The 18,623-nt window shown below is 70.1% G+C and carries 15 protein-coding genes and 3 pseudogenes; 7 read left to right on the top strand and 11 right to left on the bottom strand.

The genetic code is table 11. The features are described 5' to 3' along the window. The 9 genes from I53_RS29940 to I53_RS32065 all read right to left on the bottom strand — a co-directional run. Positions 1 to 276: ATP-binding cassette domain-containing protein (locus I53_RS29940; protein WP_043358005.1), on the bottom strand; the 276-nt coding region annotated here is incomplete at its 3' end. After that, the gene (locus tag I53_RS29935; protein ID WP_043358001.1) at positions 269 to 2,083 is read right to left on the bottom strand and encodes an ATP-binding cassette domain-containing protein; all 1,815 of its coding nucleotides are present in this window, start codon (positions 2,081 to 2,083) and stop codon (positions 269 to 271) included. The genes I53_RS29935 and I53_RS29940, both read right to left, overlap by 8 nt. Beyond that, the gene (locus I53_RS29930) at positions 2,076 to 2,909 is read right to left on the bottom strand and encodes a branched-chain amino acid ABC transporter permease (protein WP_043357999.1); all 834 of its coding nucleotides are present in this window, start codon (positions 2,907 to 2,909) and stop codon (positions 2,076 to 2,078) included. The genes I53_RS29935 and I53_RS29930 overlap by 8 nt, the downstream gene beginning before the upstream one ends. A gap of 364 nt (positions 2,910 to 3,273) precedes the next feature. After that, positions 3,274 to 4,428 carry a substrate-binding protein gene (locus tag I53_RS29925; protein ID WP_043357997.1) on the bottom strand — a complete coding sequence of 385 codons (1,155 nt, stop codon included), beginning with the start codon at positions 4,426 to 4,428 and terminating at the stop codon, positions 3,274 to 3,276. Positions 4,429 to 4,472: 44 nt separating this feature from the next. After that, positions 4,473 to 5,318 carry a nitrilase family protein gene (locus I53_RS29920; RefSeq protein ID WP_043357995.1) on the bottom strand — a complete coding sequence of 282 codons (846 nt, stop codon included), beginning with the start codon at positions 5,316 to 5,318 and terminating at the stop codon, positions 4,473 to 4,475. Between the two features lie 174 nt (positions 5,319 to 5,492). Beyond that, positions 5,493 to 6,119 carry an ANTAR domain-containing response regulator gene (locus tag I53_RS29915; RefSeq protein ID WP_043357993.1) on the bottom strand — a complete coding sequence of 209 codons (627 nt, stop codon included), beginning with the start codon at positions 6,117 to 6,119 and terminating at the stop codon, positions 5,493 to 5,495. Further along, entirely contained in the window at positions 6,116 to 7,270 is a 1,155-nt protein-coding gene (locus tag I53_RS29910) for a transporter substrate-binding domain-containing protein (RefSeq protein ID WP_043357992.1), read from the bottom strand. The genes I53_RS29915 and I53_RS29910 overlap by 4 nt, the downstream gene beginning before the upstream one ends. A gap of 151 nt (positions 7,271 to 7,421) precedes the next feature. Next, a complete protein-coding gene (locus I53_RS29905; RefSeq protein WP_043357990.1) occupies positions 7,422 to 8,006 on the bottom strand; it encodes a DNA-3-methyladenine glycosylase in 585 nt (194 codons plus the stop codon). 197 nt (positions 8,007 to 8,203) lie between these two features. Then, positions 8,204 to 9,118: a hypothetical protein gene (locus I53_RS32065; RefSeq protein WP_083936192.1), complete on the bottom strand. Its 915-nt coding sequence runs from the start codon at positions 9,116 to 9,118 to the stop codon at positions 8,204 to 8,206. A 613-nt stretch (positions 9,119 to 9,731) separates the two neighbouring features. Here I53_RS32065 and I53_RS29900 point away from each other — a divergent pair. Beyond that, a complete protein-coding gene (locus I53_RS29900) occupies positions 9,732 to 11,456 on the top strand; it encodes an adenylate/guanylate cyclase domain-containing protein (protein ID WP_043357988.1) in 1,725 nt (574 codons plus the stop codon). A 91-nt stretch (positions 11,457 to 11,547) separates the two neighbouring features. Here the strand turns inward: I53_RS29900 and I53_RS29895 are convergent, their stop codons facing one another. Beyond that, entirely contained in the window at positions 11,548 to 12,777 is a 1,230-nt protein-coding gene (locus I53_RS29895) for an MFS transporter (protein WP_043357986.1), read from the bottom strand. A gap of 93 nt (positions 12,778 to 12,870) precedes the next feature. On the opposite strand from I53_RS29895, the gene gcvA reads away from it, so the two are divergent. The 4 genes from gcvA to I53_RS32060 all read left to right on the top strand — a co-directional run bounded on the left by gcvA (position 12,871) and on the right by I53_RS32060 (position 17,465). Further along, a complete protein-coding gene (gene gcvA, locus I53_RS29890) occupies positions 12,871 to 13,758 on the top strand; it encodes a transcriptional regulator GcvA (protein WP_043357984.1) in 888 nt (295 codons plus the stop codon). A 198-nt stretch (positions 13,759 to 13,956) separates the two neighbouring features. Beyond that, entirely contained in the window at positions 13,957 to 16,101 is a 2,145-nt protein-coding gene (locus I53_RS29885) for a helicase-related protein (protein WP_043357983.1), read from the top strand. Between the two features lie 571 nt (positions 16,102 to 16,672). Continuing rightward, on the top strand, positions 16,673 to 16,894 hold the full coding sequence (locus I53_RS29880; RefSeq protein ID WP_043357981.1) for a hypothetical protein: 222 nt from the start codon (positions 16,673 to 16,675) through the stop codon (positions 16,892 to 16,894). A gap of 58 nt (positions 16,895 to 16,952) precedes the next feature. After that, entirely contained in the window at positions 16,953 to 17,465 is a 513-nt protein-coding gene (locus I53_RS32060; protein WP_083936191.1) for an integrase core domain-containing protein, read from the top strand. Positions 17,466 to 17,564: 99 nt separating this feature from the next. Here I53_RS32060 and I53_RS35625 read toward each other — a convergent pair. Further along, positions 17,565 to 17,763, bottom strand: a pseudogene (locus I53_RS35625) (TrbC/VirB2 family protein). Positions 17,764 to 17,953: 190 nt separating this feature from the next. Between I53_RS35625 and I53_RS32055 the strand changes: the two are divergent. Together I53_RS32055 and I53_RS29865 are read left to right on the top strand one after the other, a co-directional pair. Continuing rightward, positions 17,954 to 18,132 (top strand): annotated as a pseudogene (locus tag I53_RS32055) (transposase); the annotation flags it as partial. 91 nt (positions 18,133 to 18,223) lie between these two features. Continuing rightward, positions 18,224 to 18,623: pseudogene (locus I53_RS29865) on the top strand (transposase); the annotation flags it as partial.

Raw genomic sequence — 18,623 nt, 5'->3', positions numbered from 1 at the left:
GGCGGGCGACAAGCCGGCGAGCGCCTGTCCCCCGACGGTGATCGCGCCGCCCCGCAGGGCGACCATGCCCAGGATGGTCTTGAGCAGCGTGGTCTTGCCCATGCCGTTCTGCCCCAGCAGCGCCACGATCTCCCCCGGCGCCACCGACAGGGACACGCCCTTCACGATCGAGACCGCTCCGTAGCCGCTCGACACCCCCTCCAGGGCGAGGGCGGCGCCCGCCGGCTCGCTCCGCCGCACTGCCTCAGCCGCTGCCTCACCCGCTGCCTCAGCCATGGGCACCTCCCGAATAGATGGTCCGGACCAGCTCGGAGCCGACGACGTCCTCCACCGTGCCGTCGAGGACGAGGCGGCCCTGGTGCAGCACCACGATCCGCGACGAGATCTCGCGCACGAAGTCGAGGTCGTGCTCGACCAGCACGGCGGCGATCCTTCCCCCGGCGGTGCCGGCGGTGAGCGCCTTGAGCACGGTCCCGATGGTGGTGCGCTCGGCCTTGGTCAGGCCGGCGGTGGGCTCGTCCAGCAGGATCAGCCGCGGCTCCAGCGCCACCACCATGGCGAGTTCGAGCGCCTGCTTCTGGCCGTGGGACAGGAGGCGGGTCGGCCGGGTCAGCAGGCGGTCGAGGCCGGTCATGCGCAGGACGTCGAGGGCCGCCTGCGGCAGGCCCAGCGTCTCCGCCTGCCCGACCGGGCTCAGGCCGTCATGGGATGCCCGGGCGAGCCGGAGGCAATCGGCCACCGACAGGCTCTCGAACACGCTCGCCACCTGGAACTTGCGCCCGACCCCGAGGCCGACGATGCGGTTCGGCGTCAGCCCGGTGATCGGGGTGCCGCCGATGGCGATCGCCCCCGTGAAGGGCTCGGTGCCGTCGCTGAGGCAGCGCATCAGCGTGGTCTTGCCGGCGCCGTTGGGCCCGACGAGGCTGACGAGTTCGCCCGCCCGGATCTCCAGGTCGATGCCCTCCAGCACCGTCAGGGCACCGTAGGCCTTGGCGAGGTTCTCGACCGTGAGGATGGGGGTCGCGGAGGCGGCCGCATCCGGATCGGCCGCCCGCGCGACGAGGCGCGGCGGCGCGGGTTCCCGCCGGCCCGCCGGCAGCGCCCGCCAGAGGCGGCCGACGAGGTCGGCGAGGCCGCCCGGCAGCAGGATGATGATGGCCACGAAGGCCGTGCCCAGGAGGAGCTGCCAGAGGAACGGCAGGTCGCCGGACAGGTTCGCCGCGAGGTAGTCGATGGCGATGGTGCCGAGCACCGGGCCGAGCAGCGTGCCGCGGCCGCCGAGCGCCACCCAGATCACCAGCTCGGTGCCGAACAGGAAGCCGGCATTCTCGGGCGCGACCACGCCCGAGGCGTTGGCGAACAGGAAGCCCGCGATCCCCGCGACGGCGGCCAGAGCCGCGGTCAGCCGGATCTGCAGGCGCCGCGGGTTGAGGCCGAGATAGGCGCAGCGCGCTTCGTTGTCCCGCAGCGCCACGAGGGCGCGGCCCGCATCGGCCCGGACCAGGATCCAGGCCGCCAGGGTGACGACGATCAGGAACAGGGCCGCGAGGCGGAAATAGCCCTCGCTCTCGAAGGGCAGCACGTCGAATCCGACGAGGCCGCTGCTGGAGCCGGTCCATTCGCCGCCCGCGTAGATCAGCTGCACCACGACGATCGGGACGACCAGCGAGATCACCGAGGCGTAGAGCGGGGTCGAGCGGTGGTAGAAGGACAGCCAGCCGACCGCGAGGCCGAGCAGGGCCGGCGCGACGAGCGCCGCCGCGACCGCCGCGGCGATCCCCAGGGGCGTCGCCCCGTAGGCGGTGAGGATCATCGCGGTGGCGTAGGCGCCGACGCCGAAGAAGGCCGCCTGCCCGAAGGTCAGGATCCCCGCGAAGCCCCAGAGCAGGTCCACCGTGACGGCCAGCACCGCGTAGATCATCGACCGGGTCAGGACGTTGACCGCGAAGGTGTCGAGGACGAGCGGCGCGATCCAGAGGGCGAGCGCCGCCAGGATTGCGACCACGACGGGCGCCGCGCGGGACAGGCGCCGCCGGCGGGGGGCCGCGGCGGCGCGCTCGGTGACGGGCAGGGTCTCAAGCACGGGAGAAACCTTTCGGGCTGATCCGCAGCACGAGGGCGGCGAGCACCGCGATGGCGATGCTGCCGAGGATCGGGCTCACGAAGGTGCTGATCAGGACCTGCGCGGCCCCGAAGACGAGGCAGGCCGCCGCGAGCGCCAGGTACGAGGCGTCGGCGACCATCACCAGCATGAAGGCGCCGATCAGCCAGGCGACGCCCATGTTCGGATCGACGCTGGTGAGCGGCGTCAGCAGGACGCCGGCGAGCGCCGCGAACCCCGCGCCGATCATGAACACGACGAGGCGCACGCGCCCCGTGTCGATGCCGAGGCTGCGCGCCAGGGTCTCGTTCATGATCACCGCCCGGGCCGAGAGCCCGAGCCGGGTCCGCTCGATGGTCAGCGCGAACAGGGTGCCGATCGCCAGCGCGATGCCCAGAGCCACGAGGCGGTAGGCGGAATAGTCGACGCCGAGGATCTCGACGGTGCCCGCCAGCAGGTTCGGGGTGAGCTGGACGTCCCGGCCGAAGGCCAGGGTGATGAGCTGCCCGACCACGATGCCGAGCCCCCAGGTGGCCAGGATCGCGTCGAGCGGCCGCCGGTAGAGCGGGCGGATGATGAAGTGCTCGGCGAGACCGCCGAGCGCCGCGCCGACCGCGAAGGCCAGCGGCAGCGCCAGCCAGGGATTGAGCCCGAGCTTGGCGGTCACCACCGCGCAATAGGCGCCGACCGTCAGCCACGCCCCGTGGGCGAAGTTGATGATCTTGAGCACGCCGAAGATCGCCAGGAGGCCGATCGAGACGATGAACAGGATCGCCGCGGTGGTCAGGGTGTCGAGGGTGAGCAGCATCGGGGAGTTCCGGTTGAAGGACCGTCATCACGAGGCGAAAGCGGCAGAGGCCCGGCGCAATGAGCGCCCCTGTGCGGGCCTGCCGATCCACGCATCTGCTTTGGCAACGCGGATTCAGGATCGGGCGCGGGTCCCCTCTCCCGTGCGGGAGAGGGACAGGGTGAGGGATGCGGCCTCTCCGAGAGAGTCTCGACCTTGACCGCGCGGCGATGGGGCGCGCGATCCCGAAACCTCCGATCCCTCATCCCACCCCTCTCCCGCACGGGAGAGGGGGCGCGTCGCGCTCGTTCAGCGGCGTCGGTGTCCGCCTCAGACGGGCGGCCATCGTCGCCGGGCGGGAGAGGGAGGCGTCGCGCCCCGCCCCTCATTGCAGCTTCGGGCACTGCTCGCCGGGATCGACGTCCTTGAAGGTGCCGGCGACCTTCACGGTGCCGTCCTTCTGGATCTGGCCGAGATACATGGTCAGCGGCGCGTGGTGCTGCTTGCTCATGGTGATCGTGCCCCGCGGCCCGGTGAAGCTTACCGTCGGCAGCGCCTCCAGCACCTTGGGGGTCTCGGTCCCGCCCGCCTTCTCGACCGCGGCCTTGTAGAGGTAGATCGCCTCGTATTCCGGCACCGAGAGGTCGTTCGGGGTGCGCAGCTCGGCGCCGAACTTCTTCTGCATCGCCGCCAGGAACGCCTTGTTCTCCGCGCTGTCGATCCCGGTGACGTAGGAGGCCGAGAGGTAGACGCCCTCGGCGTCCGCGCCCATGCTCTTGGCGGTGCCCTCGTCCAGCGCGAGGTTGGCGAAGGGCAGCGTCACGCCGGCGCCGCGCAGCTGCTTCGTCAGCGTCACGTTCGGCGCGCCGCCCGCCGTCGAGGTGATCAGCGCGTCGGGCTTGGCCTCCTTCAGCTTGGAGATGATCGCGGTCCAGTCGCTGCCGTCCATCGGCAGGTATTCCTCGCCGAGAACCTTGCCGCCGGTCTTCTCGACGTAGCTCTTGGCGAAGCCCAGCATGCCGCGGCCGAAGGCGTAGTCGCTGCCGATCAGGAAGTAGGTCTTGGCACCCTGCGCCTTGAAGGCGTCCACCACCGGCGGAACCTGCTGCTCCGGCACCCAGGCGTCCACGAACATGTTCTTGTTGCAGGAATGGCCCTCGTAGAACGAGGTGTAGATGTACGGCACCTTCCCCTTGGTGACGGCGGGCAGGCCGGCATTGCGCGCCGCGCTCGTCTCCATGGAGATCAGGACGTCGACCTTCTTCTGGTAGATCAGGCTGTCGAAGGCCTTCTGGGCGCCCGCCGCCCCGGAGGCGTCGTCGGCGACCTCGAGGACGAGCTTGCGGCCGAGCACGCCGCCCTTGGCGTTGATCTCCTCCACGGCGAGTTCGGCCGACTGCACCACCGAGGGGGCGACGACGCTGTTGGCGCCCGACAGGCCGATCGGGATGCCGATGACGATCGGCTTGCCGTCGGCGGCCTGCGCGGCCGTGGCGGCGAGGGCGAGCGCCGCGGCGCCGGCGAGGGACCATTTCACCATGAACGAACTCCTTGGGACGGACGGGAAGGGTTACGGATCTCGGCTCAGCCGTAGATGTCGGTGCGGCGGTCGCGCAGGAGCGAATTGAACCGGTTCAGGTCCTTGCGGCCGGCCGCGTCGAGATCGACCAGCGCCGAGAGGGTCTCGGTCCGGTCGCGGCTCGCCGGGCCGGCGAGCGGCCAGCCCTTGGGGCCGACGATCAGGCTCTGCCCCTCGAAGGGCTGGCCGCGCTCGGTGCCGACCCGGTCGGCGCAGGCGATGAAGAGGCCGTTCACATGGGCGGCGGCCCGGTGCAGGGTGTTGGCCATGGCGGCCTCGCCCGCGGGCTGGTCGGGCATCGGCACCCAGTTGGTCGGGATGCAGACGATCTCGGCGCCCCCGAGCGCCAGCTGCCGGAAGGTCTCGGGGAACCAGCCGTCGTAGCAGATGGCGACGCCGACCTTGCCCAGCGCCGTGTCGAAGACCGGGAAGCCGAGGTCGCCCCTGGCGAAGAACACGTTCTCCTGGTCCCAGAGATGCGCCTTGCGGTAGGTGCCGATATAGCCCTCCGGCCCGACGATCACGGCGGCGTTGTAGAGGACGTCGCCGGCGGATTCGGCGATCCCCGCCACGATGTGCACGCCGAGTTCCGCGGCCAGCGCCGCCCAGGCCCGGGTGGTCGGGCCCTCCGGCACCGGCTCGGCCAGGGCGGCGGCCTCCGCGGCGGATTCGAACACGTAGCCGGTGCTGGCGAGTTCCGGCAGCACGATCAGCCGGCTGCCCGCGGCGGCGGCCGCGCGGACGAGATCGGAGGCCCGCGCCAGATTCGCGTCGACCGCGCCGAAGTCCGGCGCGAACTGGATGCACGACACCCGTATCGGCGGGCGCGCAGGACCGTTCGCTTGGATCATGAAAGCTCCAAAACGCAAAAAGCCCCTGGGCGCGGACAAGATCATCCGCGAACCAGAGGCTTCAAAGCCGAGATGTCATGCAGCAATCTTGCTGCGGGGCAACCTTGCCCGGTAAGACTACGATACGCGCCCCGAACCGGACCGCAAGACCATAAATGCGGCAGGCTGCTGCGATCAGGTCTTTTCCGCCAACGCGATGCGCAGGCCGAGACCGCTCATCGCCTCGTGGGCCGAGACCACGCTCTCGGCCACGCTGGCCATCGGCACGCGGGCGGCGGTGGCCCGGTCCCGGAGCATCTTGTAGGCGGCGTCCTCGTCGATCCGGTTCAGGTCCACGAGCAGCCGGACCGCCTTCTCGACGGTGCGGCGGCCCTTCATGGTCTCCTCCAGCCGGTTGATCTTGCTGGTGAGCCGGCCCTCGTAGCCGCGCCGGTAGCGGGCCAGGGCGAACTGGGTGAGCACGCCCCGCGGGTGGAGCGGCTTGTTGAGCACGCCGTGGGCGTTGACGTCGGCGATCGCCTTCAGGGAGGTCGGGCTCTCGTAGGCCACGATGGCGATGACCGCCGGCTCCAGCGCCTCGATCGACGGCAGCAGGTGCATCACCTGAGCGTCGTCGAGCTGGATGAACAGCGTGTCGATGTCGGCGGGCAGGGCGGCGGGCGGCGGCCACGCCAGGGAGACCGCGCAGCCGAGGCGACGGAGCTGCTCCAGCAGCGCGGCGCCCTCCTCGTCCTTGGGGTGGATGACGAGGGCGCGGGCGCGCCGCAGGTCGTCCAGGATCTTGCGGGCGGGGGCGGTCACGCGGCGAGACCCTCCTCCAGCCAGTTCGTCTCGAACCGGGACCACGCGAGGTAGGGATCGGGCCGCACGGGCCGGCGCGCCCGCCAGACCACGTCGAACTGCCCGTCGGCCCGGGCGACGCCGATGCCCGGCGTGAGCCAGATGTGCCGCGTCTCGCCGTCGAAGGCGAGGTCGCCCTCCGGCGCCGCGAGGCGCTGGCGCAGGGCCGCCGCGCCGAGGCGCTCGGCGTCGAGGGTGCCGGCCTCCGTGAGCGCCCGGGCGAAGAGATGGACCTGCGCGTAGGCGGTCTCCGACCACATGCTGGTGGGGCGCTCGGGCCCGAACCGGGTCTGGAAGGCGGCGACGAAGCGCCGGTTCTCCTCGCTCGCAAGGGACCCGAAATACGGGGCCGCCAGGACGTGGCCGGTGCAGTGCTCGGGACCGATCGCGTGGATCTGGCCCTCCGCCAGGGTCAGGCTGGCGATCGGGCAGCGGGCGCGGTCGATGCCGGATTCCGCGTAGGCGCGGTAGAGCCGCTCGGCCCCGCGCCCCACCACGGTGGAGAAGACCGCGTCCGGCGCGGCGTCGCGGATCGCCGCGATCATGGCGGCATGGGCCGCGTCGTCCGCGTCGAGGGCCGCGTACAGCTCGCCCACGATGGTCCCGCCCTTCGCCTCGATCAGGTCGCGCATGACCCGGTTCGATTCCCGCGGGTAGATGTAGTCGGACCCGATCAGGAAGATCCGCCGCCCCTGCTCCTGCAGGAGGTAGTCGGCCAGGGCGAAGACGTTCTGGTTGAGGGTCGCACCGGTGTAGATGATGTTCTCCGAGTACTCGAAGCCCTCGTAGATCGACGGGTACCAGAGCAGGCCGTTGTGCCGCTCCATGGTGGACAGCACCGACTTCCGGCTCGCCGAGAGCGAGCAGCCGAACACCACCTCGACCCCGTCCTCGGCAAGCATTCGCCGGGCCAGGGTGCGGTAGGCGTCGGTCTCGCCGGCGGGGTCGTAGCAGACCGGCTCGATCGGGCGGCCCAGCACGCCGCCGGCCTGGTTGATCTCCTCGATCGCGAGTGCGGTGCCGAGGAAGTGCTCGGTCTCGGTGATGCCGCTCACCCCGCTGCGGGAGAACAGGACGCCGACCCGCCACGTCGCTTCATCCTTGGCCGCCATGGCCCCTCCCCGCGCGCGCCCAGGCCCGGCGGATCGCCCGCGCCTCGGCCCCGTCCTACCCGACGGACGCCCCCCTGCGGAAGCGTCGGCCCGGTCGCGCGGGCTCGTCCCGGATCCGCGACCGGACATCCCGCTCCGGCCGCTGCGATCCTCAGGCGGTCCCGGCCTCCGGTTCGGCCCGCCGCACCGGCCGGCTGACGAAGCGGGAGCCGGCGAGCAGGAACCGCCAGGGTGTCTCGGCGCCGCGGGTGATGCCGATGCGCCGGTCGCTGACCACCTCGACGGCCCCGGGATCGCCCGCGGCGCGGGGCTCGAACCGGAACGGCGCCCCCGCGAGGGGCGCGCCGTCCAGCGCGTCGGTGACGCCGAGGGCCTGGCAGAGGCGGCCCGGCCCGGCGCAGAGCAGGCGCGGCTCCTCCACGCCGCGGCGCGCCCGCATGGCGGGAAGCCCCTCGGTGGGCGCGAGGGCCCGGAGCAGCACGGCGCTGCCGGGCTCGCAGACGAGGTTCAGGCACCAGTGCATCCCGTAGGAGCGATACACGTAGGCATGGGCCGGCGGCCCGAACATGCTGGCGTTGCGCCGGGTGGGGCCGCGGAAGCTGTGGGAGGCCGGATCGGTGCTGTCGTAGGCCTCGGTCTCGACGATGATCCCGCCGGCCGCGCCGACGAACAGGCGGGCGCCGATCAGGTCGGAGGCCACCGCGGCGGCGCTGCGGGCGAAGAAGGTGTCCAGCATCGGGTCTCCGGGTTCGAGGGCACCGTGCCGGCCGCTAAATGTCCCATTGGGACAAGTCAGCAGGAGAAATTCGCCGCTCCGCGACTTGATAGGATTTGCTGGACCGGATCCAGATAGGGATGTCGTACCGAGCCGGATCGTTATGAGATGTCGCTGGAACGGCGATCTTCGATTCGCCGAGGTCACAGAATAATTCATCAACCACAGGACCAATCAAATATCATATCGCGAAAATCGAGCTGCGCATTGCCTCCACCAAAATTGAATCCACCAAAATATTCTTCAAATTCGATATAATAAAGACTCACTCGAGTCACCCACTGGGACGGGCGCATCGTGCCGCCGATATGATTCGGCTCATGCCCACGTATCCATTCGGGATCATGGAATACGGTCTTGCCGTTCTCCTCAGTGATCGTACACACTGGATGAACGTAATCGGTCGGGTCGTGTAGAAATTCATCGTAAGGAATGCGGCCGGCATTCGGATCACAGGCCCGCGGCGTCCAATGGATCGCGCGATTTTCAATTGGATCGTTCGCGGGTTTCTCGCCGAAGATGTCCCGCACCCACCTGCAAGAAGAACCGAACTGCCAATAACTCGCAGCCCCCCCGATCGTCAGCCAAGCTGGCGGCTTCAGAGCATCGCGGTAGCGATTGGCGATCAGAATTGGCGGCGCACAGAAGGGGCCATCGAATTCGGCACGGATCAGCATGATAACCGCATAGGCAATTCCGAGACTGTCTTCCATGCGCGACAGGTGCGGGTGTGCCCTCTGCTCAGCCTCCCAGAAGAGCTTGAGCTCGGGGTTGTCGGGCGCTTCCGCGCCACCCATCGCCGGGCGGATCCCTGGGGCCTTTACCGTGGGGCCGCCATCGTTGTGATCAATCGACGACGCGAAGAAGGAAAAAGCCACGAAATCTGGCCCGTGGCAGCGATATTCCTCCGGCAGCAGCAACGTAAAACCGTGTTGAATCGGATATCCATTAGCAGGATCCAGAGGCCACTGCGCGGAAGAAATGCCCGGTGGCAGGCCATAGCACCAACCATGACAATCAGAATCCGTTCTAACAGCCCGCTTCTGGCTAATATTAAGATTGTATGACTTCATCAAATTATCCAATCAACTGCAAGCACGCGCGATTCTGCTGCACGTCAAGAGAATTTTACCAGCGAAAGTTGTCAATTGATACGTCCGATCGCTTAAATCGATCGGACCTCTTGTCTGGGTTAGTGCAACCCAGCGAGGAGCCCTCCGGTTGACCCCTGAGAGCCGCGCCCGATCGCGTTGCCATGGACCACGGCTTCAAGCTCTTGTTTTGAGGCACTCTGCTGCGTCGAACCGGAATCCACTTCGGCGGAGCGGGGTCTGAACGGATGGCTGTTACGCGCGCCGGTGACGCGTCTGGAGCCCAGCAGTCTCAAGCCGGTTGATGTCGCCCTTTCGGCCGCGAGCCAACGTCCAGGCGTTCGCGCCGGGACGTTGGCTCGGACTGCCGGGGTGCGGTGTGCATTGCCGTTCCGCCGCTCGGCCCGCGACACCGAGGAGCCGGAGGTGCTCATGCAAAAAATCTCGACGCCCTGCGCGGGTGAGCATCGGATACCAATCGTCGCAGACCGGCATAATGCCGGCGATTGGAAATAAATCGGACGCGGCGGAAGTCTTGCTGGTACGAGGGACCGTGAATGGCGGGCCCAGAACCGATCTCCTCGGACCTCCCAGCATGGTGCGCACAGCCTCGATCGCGACGCTTCGATCCGCCGATGCGGGCGCGCAACCCCGATCCGCCACGCAAGCCGCGCGGATCCGCCTGAACCTGCGGCGCCTCCGGCTGGCCAGCGGCCTGGTCCTGTTCGGCTACGTGCTAACCCACCTGCTCAACCACGCCCTGGGCAACATCTCCCTCGACGCCATGGAGGACGGCCTCGACCTCGTCACGGCCGTCTGGCTCAATCCCGTCGGCCTGACGCTGCTCTACGGCGCCCTGGTGCTCCATCTGCTGCTCGGGCTCCAGGCGCTCTACGCGGCCCGCTTCTTCCATTGGCGGCCCTCCGAGGCCCTGCAGCTGGTCTCGGGCCTGCTGATCCCGACGCTCCTCATCAGCCACATCACGGCGACCCGGATCTCCTTCGTCACCGAGGGGCTCGACAAGGGCTACGCGCAGGAACTCTACGCCTTCTGGATCGCCTCGCCGACGCTCGGCCTGCTGCAGGTCACGGTCCTGGTCCTGGCCTGGATCCACGGCTGCATGGGCCTGTATTTCTGGCTGCGGCTGAAGCCCGCCTTCGGGCGCATGGCGCCCTGGCTGCTGGCGCTCGCGGTTCTGGTCCCGGTCCTGTCGCTGCTGGGCTTCGCGCAGGGCGGCCGCATGATCCTCACCCTGGCGCAGGATCCGGCGTGGCGGGCGGTGGCCCTCCAGCCGGTCCATGTCGGGCTGCCCGATCAGGTCGCGCGGCTCGCCGCCATCCGGGACGGGCTGCTCGGGACCTATGCGGGCCTGGTGGCGGCGGTGGTCGCAGCGCGCGGCGTGCGGACCCTCGCCGAGGTCAAGCGCGGCACGATCCGGCTCAGCTATCCGGACGGGCGGGTGGTGCGGGTCCCCCGGGGCACCAGCGTGCTGGAGGCGAGCCGGCGCAACCGGATCCCCCATGCCAGCGTCTGCGGCGGCCGCGGCCGATGCTCCACCTGCCGCATCCGGGTGACGGATGGCAGCGACGGCGCGCCCAGTCCCGGCCGTACCGAGCGGTCGGTCCTAGAGCGCATCGCCGCCGGTCCGGGGGTGCGCCTCGCCTGCCAGTTCCGGCCCGAGACCGACATGGCCGTGGTGCCGCTGCTGCCACCGCAGCCGCGGATGCGCCAGGCCGACCTGCTCGACCGGGCGCAATCCGGCGAGGAGCGCTTCATCGTGGCGATGTTCGTCGACCTGCGCGGCTCGACCCGGCTCGCCGAGGAGCGCCTGCCCTACGACACGGTGTTCATCATCAACCGCTTCCTCGGCGCGGTCGGCGACGCCGTGCGGGAGGCCGGCGGCTCGACCAACCAGTTCCTCGGCGACGGTCTGCTCGCCCTGTTCGGCCTGGAGACGGAGCCCGGGCAGGCCGCCCAGGACGCCCTGCGGGCGATCGACCTCATCGCCGACGCCGTCGACACCCTGAACCGGCTGCTGGCGGCCGATCTGGAACACACGCTCCGGTACGGGATCGGCGTGCATGCGGGCCTCGCCATCGTCGGCGAGATGGGCGACGCCACCGATGCCCGCTTCACGGCGCTGGGCGACACCGTCAACGTCGCCGCCCGCCTCCAGGGCCTGACCAAGACCCTCGGCTGCGTGGCCGTGGTGTCGGAGGCGGTCTATCAGGCGGCCCGCGTGGCGCCGGAGGCGATCCGCGACATCGCGGTGGAGGGCCGCTCGGAGGCCGTCCGGGTCAGCACCCTGGGCCGCCTCTGAGGCGGCGTCCGGGCGGGACGCGCGGGCCGTCCCCGCGGGCAGATCCTGCCCCGTGCTCCTGTTCCCATGCCCCCGGCCCCGCCGCCGCGCCTCAGGCCCGTTGCCGGTCCGCTGCCCCGAGGCGCGGCGCCAGGGCCAGCATCAGCGGCACCACGGCGAGCGCCGTCCCGGCCGCCGCCACCGCCGCCCAGTGCGGGCCGGCCGCGTCGCCGAGCCGTCCGTAGAGCAGCGGCGCCGCCAGCGCGCTGCCGCCGAGCGTCCAGGTGTAGAACACCGCGAAGGCCCGCTCGACCCGACCGCCCGGGGCCAGTTCCGGCACCGTCCCGTAGAGGACCGACGAGGTGCCGTTCAGCATCACGCCGAGGAGCGGCAGCAGGATCAGCCCGGGGGCCAGGGGCAGGACGATCACCGCCAGGATCGCGAGCGCCGTCCCGGTCTCGGTGAGGATCACGGTCCGGGTCACGCCGAGGCGTTCCCCGAGGCGCCCGCACACCGCCTTGCCGAGGGCGCCGCCGACGAAGACCAGCGAGAGCGCGAGGCCCACCGTGGTCAGCGCCGCACCCTTCTCCTGCAGCAGGAACGGCAGGTAGAGCAGGAAGGCCGGCCGCGCGGCGTTGTCGAGCATGCCGATGGCGACGAGGAGCCCGAACCCCGCGCCGGGCGGCGATCCGCCCGCGACCCGGCGGGTCGCCCGCTTGGCGGCCGCCTGGGCGCTGCGTGACTGCGGCTCACGCGGAAGCAGGCGCCCGACCAGCACCGCCACGAGGACGCCTCCGCCGGCGATCACCCAGAGGGCGTGGCGCCAGCCCGACAGGGTCAGCAGCAGCCCGACCAGGGGCGGGACCGCCGCCTTCCCGAGGTCGCCGGTGAAATTGTAGGTGCCGAGGGGCCCCCGCGCCGCCGCGCCGTAGGCCCGGGCGATCACCGCCGAGGCCAGGGGATGCTGGGTGCTGCTGCCGGCGCCGCCGAGCAGGAGGCCGACCCCGAGCCCGACGAGGCCGCCCGAGGCGCCGGCGATCGCGTAGCCCGCCGCGCTGAGCCCGGTGCCGAGCACCAGCACGATCCGGGCGCCCCAGGCCTGGGCAAGGCGGCTCGCCGGCATCTGCAGCGCCGCCAGCGCGCCGTTGTAGAGCGACCGGAGGAAGGCCAGGGCGACGTAATCGAGGCCGAACTCCGCCTGCCAGACCGGCAGCAGCACGTAGATCAGGTCCGTGTAGCCGTCGTGCAGGGCGTGGTTGACCCCGGTCGCCAGGAGGGTGCGCCGGGCCTCCGGCGGGGACGCGGTTTCGGAAGACGCGGTCGGAACGGACGCGACGGACATCCAGCCATCCTTCGTGGTTCCGATCCAGGATGGCGGTCTGGCGGGGGGCTGACAAACGCCTTATGCTGACGCTCGCGTGAGGAAACCTGACCCGTGCATCGTCGCCTGCCGCCCCTGAACGCCCTGAAGGCCTTCGAGGCGGCCGCGCGGCACGGGAGCTTCACCCGGGCCGCGGACGAGCTGCGGGTCACCCACGGCGCGGTGAGCCGGCACGTGCAGATGCTGGAGGGCTGGCTCGGCCTGCCGCTGTTCACGCGCCACAACCGGCGCGTGGTCCTCACCGAGGCGGGGGTCGCCTACGCCACCGAGATCGGCGCCGCCCTCGACCGGATCGCCCTGGCCACGGCCCGCCAGGTCGAGCGCGGGCGGCCCCGCCTGCTGCACGTGAATGCGCTCGCCACCTTCACCCTGCGCTGGCTGATCCCGCGCCTGTCCGGCTTCCAGGTGGCCAACCCGGCGATCGAGGTCCGGCTGACGACCTCCAACGTGCCCCTGGCGCAGCTCGCGGAGCCGTTCGATGTCGCGATCCGCGGTGGTCCGGAGACGCGCCCGGGCCATCGCGCGGAGCCGTTCCTGTCCGAACGCCGCATCCCCGTCTGCAGCCCGGCCCTGCTGCAGCGCCTCCCCCTCGCAGAGCCCGAGCAGCTCCGGCAGCACACCCTGCTGCACGCGGCGACGCTCCCGCGGGTCTGGCCGGACTGGCTGCGGGCGGCCGGTGTGCCCGATCTGGAGCCGCAGGCCTCGGTGACGCTGGAGCATTTCTACCTGACCCTCCAGGCCGCCCTCGACGGGCTCGGGATCGCCATGGGGCCCGAGCGGCTGATCGCCGACGACGTCGCGGCCGGCCGCCTGACCCTGCCCTTCGCGGGCCCGTCTCTGCCGGCACGGAGCTACTACACCTACGTCCCGGAGCCCCGGGCGGAGGATCCGGCGGTGCGGGCCTTCTGCGGCTGGCTCGCCGAGGCGGCCCGGCAACCGTGAGATCCCGTCTTTGCGAGCGCAGCGAAGCAACCCAGTGTCGCGCAACGTTGGGGCTCGTGGCGCCGCTGGAATGCTTCGCTGCGCTCGCAAGGACGGTTTCGGAGTGGCGTCCGGGCGCGGTTCCGCGCATGGATCGGATCCGGAACGTCCCCGACCGCGTCAGGGTTTGCGTGAGACGCTTCTGCCGAAGGTGACCGCATGGCGCGCAAGCGTCTCCGCCCGACCATCGAGAGCCTGATCGAATCCCTCGGGCGGCTCGGCCTGTCCCCGGAGGCCGTCGACCTCGACCGGCTGCTCGCCGATCTCGAACTGCCCGAATACGGCGCCGAGGTGGAGGACGACCGCGTCGCCCGCGCCGTGCGCGCGATGCAGGCCGCCCGGGCCTTCGCGGAGACCGGCATCCCGGCGGTCCGCAAGGCCGTGCCGAACCTCCGGGCCGTGGTGACGAAGGACCACCGCATCACCTGGCTGATCCGGACCGAGATCCCGCTCCTCGACAACGGCCGCCTGGACCTGCGGCTCGACATCGCGCCGGAGCCGGAGGCGGCCGAGATCCTGGCCCGCATGGCCGCCCGGAACGACCCGGCCCACCGCCTGGACGCCCTGCGCGAGGCCGTGACGCGCACGGCGCTCCAGGCCACCCGCGCCCTGCACAAGCCGGTCGACCGGCTGCGGGCGCAGCTCCTCGTCGACCTACGCGAGGTCGGGGCGGACGCCGCCGCCTACATCGCCCACATGGACCGCTCGCTGCGGTCCCGGGTATTCACCTACGGCCCGAAGCTCGCCCGGGGCCTCAACGACACGCTCACCCCCGTGCGCCGGCACGCCAAGGCGGTGGCCCGCGAGGGCTCGCGCCTGCGCCGCCTGCGCGATCAGGTCGGCTTCGGCGCCTATATCGAGCGCTTCACCGCCGCCCGGCGCCTCAACCGGACAATCCTGTTCCACATGGGGCCGACCAATTCCGGCAAGACCTACGCGGCGCTCCAGCACCTGACCGCGGCGGAGACCGGCGCCTACCTCGCGCCGCTCCGGCTCCTGGCCCTGGAGAATTACGAGACCCTGCGCGAGCGGGGCTTGCGCGCCGGCATGATCACCGGCGAGGAGGTGCTGGGCGCGGCCAACCCCACCCACACCGCCCGCACCATCGAGACCGCCGACCTGACGCGGCCCATCGACGTGGCGGTGATCGACGAGATCCAGATGCTGTCGGATCCCGACCGCGGCTGGGCCTGGACCAACGCGCTGTTCGGCGTCGCCGCCAAGACCGTGATCGTCTGCGGCTCCGACGACGCCCTGTCGTATGTCCGCCGCGCCGCCGAGGCCGCCAACGAATCCCTGGAGGTGATCCCCTTCACCCGGAAATCGCCGCTCCTGCTCGTGGAGGAGCCGGTCCCCCTGGAGAAGGTCGAGGCCGGCGACGCGGTCGTGGCCTTCTCCCGCCGGGCCGTGCACGAGAACCGCGAGATCCTCGTCGCCCGGGGCCACCGGGTGGCGACCATCTACGGCGCCCTGTCGCCCGAGGTCCGCCGGGCCGAGGCCGCGCGCTTCCGCTCGGGGGAGGCCAACGTGCTGGTGACCACCGACGCGATCGGCATGGGGCTCAATCTCGGGCCGCTCAAGCGGATCGTGTTCTCGGCGGTGCGCAAATGGGACGGCAGTGCCGAGCGGGCGCTCACCCATTCCGAGATCCGGCAGATCGCCGGCCGGGCCGGCCGTTACGGCCACCAGGATGTCGGCTACGTGGCGGCGACGGACGCGGTCGCCATCGAGCCGATCCGGATCGCGCTGTCGGGCGCTCCGACGGCGCCCGCGGCCGACACGCGCTTCTTCGTCCGCCCCGATCTCGGGGCGATCCGCTCGGTGGCCGAGGAGATGCGCACGCACAGTCTCACCGAGGTGCTGACCCACTTCGCCCGGGCGACCTTCTACGCCGGCTCGCCGTTCCAGCCCTCGGCCCTGGAGGAGGTGCTGGAGGTGGCCCGGATCGTCGACCGGGCCCGGCTGCCGATCGAGGAGAAGTTCGCCTTCTCGGTCTGCCCGATCAACCGGCGCGACGAGATCGCCATGGGCCTCCTGGAGCGCTGGTGCCAGGCCCGGGCCGCCGGCCTCACGGTCCCCGCCCTCCGGGGCAACCTCGCGGGGGCGCTCGACTATCAGGAGCGGACCGTGAAGCTCGCGAGCGCCTATCTGTGGCTGTCCCGACGCTTCCCGGAGACGTTCGACGACGGGGAGGCGATCCGGCACATGCGCGGCCGCGCCAACGACGCCATCGAGCAGCACCTGCGCGAGACCGCGACCCGCAAGGCCGAGCGCCGGAGCCGGCGGAGCAGCGGAGCGCGGTGAGGCCGGAGTTCCGGCCGTCGCACCCGAACAGCCCGGTTCACATGGGTCGGCCCGGCTTCAGCCACGGTATCCGGTCGGACGGATGCGCGCGGCTCGAAGTTCCGTACGTTCACGCAGCTGAATGTCCGCCGCATCGTACTTCCCGGGCCACGACGGACGTGTCGGCGAAGCGGGCTCAACGAGCAGCGACCTGAGAATCCCGACGCCGACGGCAAATGCGCAAGACCGCTGTGCCGCAGCAAAGCTTTCGCCCCGGATTGCCCGGTCTGAAGCCGAAGATGTCCGACACCGTGACGTCGGACAGAGGTGGGACCGTTATCCTGGTGCGATCCTATGATCGCGGTTCATCGTTGGGTCTCTCACCGCCACGCATGAGCCCGCCATCGGGGAACTGGCGGCGAGCAACGAGCAACTTGTCGCGCGTGTCGTAAACATCGCCAGGATCGTCGGGCGCGACATTGCGATCCCGCCGAGGCCCGCGCGAGTCTCCGTCTGTGCAAGGTCGACGCGCGGGGATCTTCGGACGGGAGGGCCCTCGTCCAGCGGCTCCCGGCGCGGAGAGAACCCAACCATGGACCTCAAGAGCACCGACCCGCGGGACTATGAAGCATCGCCGCACGGTATCGCGGCGATGCCGAAGGAGTTTCCTGCCGGCTCCCGCATTCCTTCGCATGTCCATGGACGCGCGCAGCTGATCTACGCGACCTCCGGCGTCATGGAGGTCACGACGGCGGACGGCCTCTGGCTGCTCCCACCGCAGCGGGCCCTCCGGATGCCGGCCGGGATCGCCTGACCTGCGGGCTTCGGACCGGGCTGATTGAGAGGTTCAGCCTGGACCAGAAGAGTTGGGGATGAAGCGAGGACAGAGGCCGAGCGCGGAACAGGTCGTGCTGATGCTGCGCCAGATCGAGGTGCAGACGGCACAAGGCAAAAGCATCGCAGTCGCCTGCAAAGAAGCGGACGTCTCCGAGCAGAGCTACTACCGCTGGCGTAAGGAGTACGGCGGCCTGAAATTTGATCAGGCCTGGAAGATGAAAGATCTGGAGCGCGAGAACGCTCGTCTTCGTCGGCTTGTGGCTGATCTATCTTTGGAGAAGCAGGTCCTGGCGGACGTCGCCTCGGGATCCGCACCCGGCTCGCCGTGGGAGAACGGGTACTGTGAGAGCTTCAACGGCAAGCTGCCCGACGAGTGCCGGAGGCAGGAGATCTTCTACTCACCCAAGGAGGCACAGATCGTGATAGGTCTCTGGCAGAACACGCACAACCGCGTCCGGCCGCATTCGTCGCTGGGCTACCGACCGCCCGCGCCTGTCAGCGTCCCGGATCTGGCCTTCCGGATACCCATGGGCGCGACCATGCAGTAGCCTCGCAACTGGCCCGGTCCAAAATACCGGTCAGGTCAAGACCGGGCTCGACTCCCTTCCGGCCCGGCACCTCGGACGCAGTGTCGGACACGCCGGCCATCAGACCAACACCCCGCCACCGAAGCTGAAGAAACACAGGACGAACGTGCCGGCGGCGAAGGCGATCGGCAGGCCGAACACGACTGGATCAGTCGGCGAAATCGCCGAACGTGTAGCCGAAGGCCAGCGCGAGGCCGGTCGAGATGTTGACAATGATCGCGATGGTCTTGGCGATTGGCCCATTGATCGACCGGAGGATCTGCTGGAGCGGCTGCTCTCACGGCATCGACGATCTCGACGCTCAGGCTGACCCGCTCCACGCGGTGGTCCGAGTTTAAAGGTTGCGTCCGGACCCAGAACGGTGGCGCGGCTCGGCGAAACGTGATTCACGGCTCGCGCTGGAGTGGCCGATGGATCGGCTCTGGCTGACGGACTAGCAGTTTGCGAAGATTGCACCGAACCTGCCCACCGATACACGGGGCAAGGCGCGGGTGGACGACCGGCTCGTCATCAGCGGCATCATCCCCATGCTGAATCCGGTGGCGGTTGGAGAGACGCACCGCGCAAGATCTACGGACCGAAGACGATCCTCTACAATCGCTTCGTGCGTTGGGCGGCGAACGGTGTTTAGGTCGTGTCCGCCGTCAGCACTCCTGAGACAAATTGAGGGTCTTCACGAACGGAGGATGGCTGGTTCATCGTAGCCCCCAGGAGCGAAGATGAAACAGACGTCCGGGCCGGCGCGGCAGCCGGCAGAAGCCGTGATCAAGGACATCCGCCGCGCCACGCGCCGGCAGTTCTCGGCCGAGGAGAAGATCCGCATCGTGCTGGAAGGGCTGCGCGGTGAGGACAGCATCGCCGAGCTGTGCCGGCGCGAAGGCATCGCCAGCTCGATGTACTATGGCTGGTCCAAGGAGTTCCTGGAAGCCGGCAAGAAGCGGCTGGCCGGCGACACGGCCCGTGCCGCGACCGCCGACGAGGTCCAGGACCTGCGTCGCGAGGCGGGTGCGCTGAAGGAGGTCGTAGCCGATCTCGTCCTGGAAAACCGCCTGCTGAAAAAAAGTCTGACCGGGGCTGGGGGCGACGAGGCATGAGGTACCCGGCCTCTGAGAAGCTGGA

This window comes from Methylobacterium sp. B1 (assembly GCF_000333255.1).
Lineage (GTDB): Bacteria > Pseudomonadota > Alphaproteobacteria > Rhizobiales > Beijerinckiaceae > Methylobacterium > Methylobacterium fujisawaense.
Note: the sequence above shows the minus strand (reverse complement) of the source record. Positions and strands in the feature narration are given on the sequence as shown.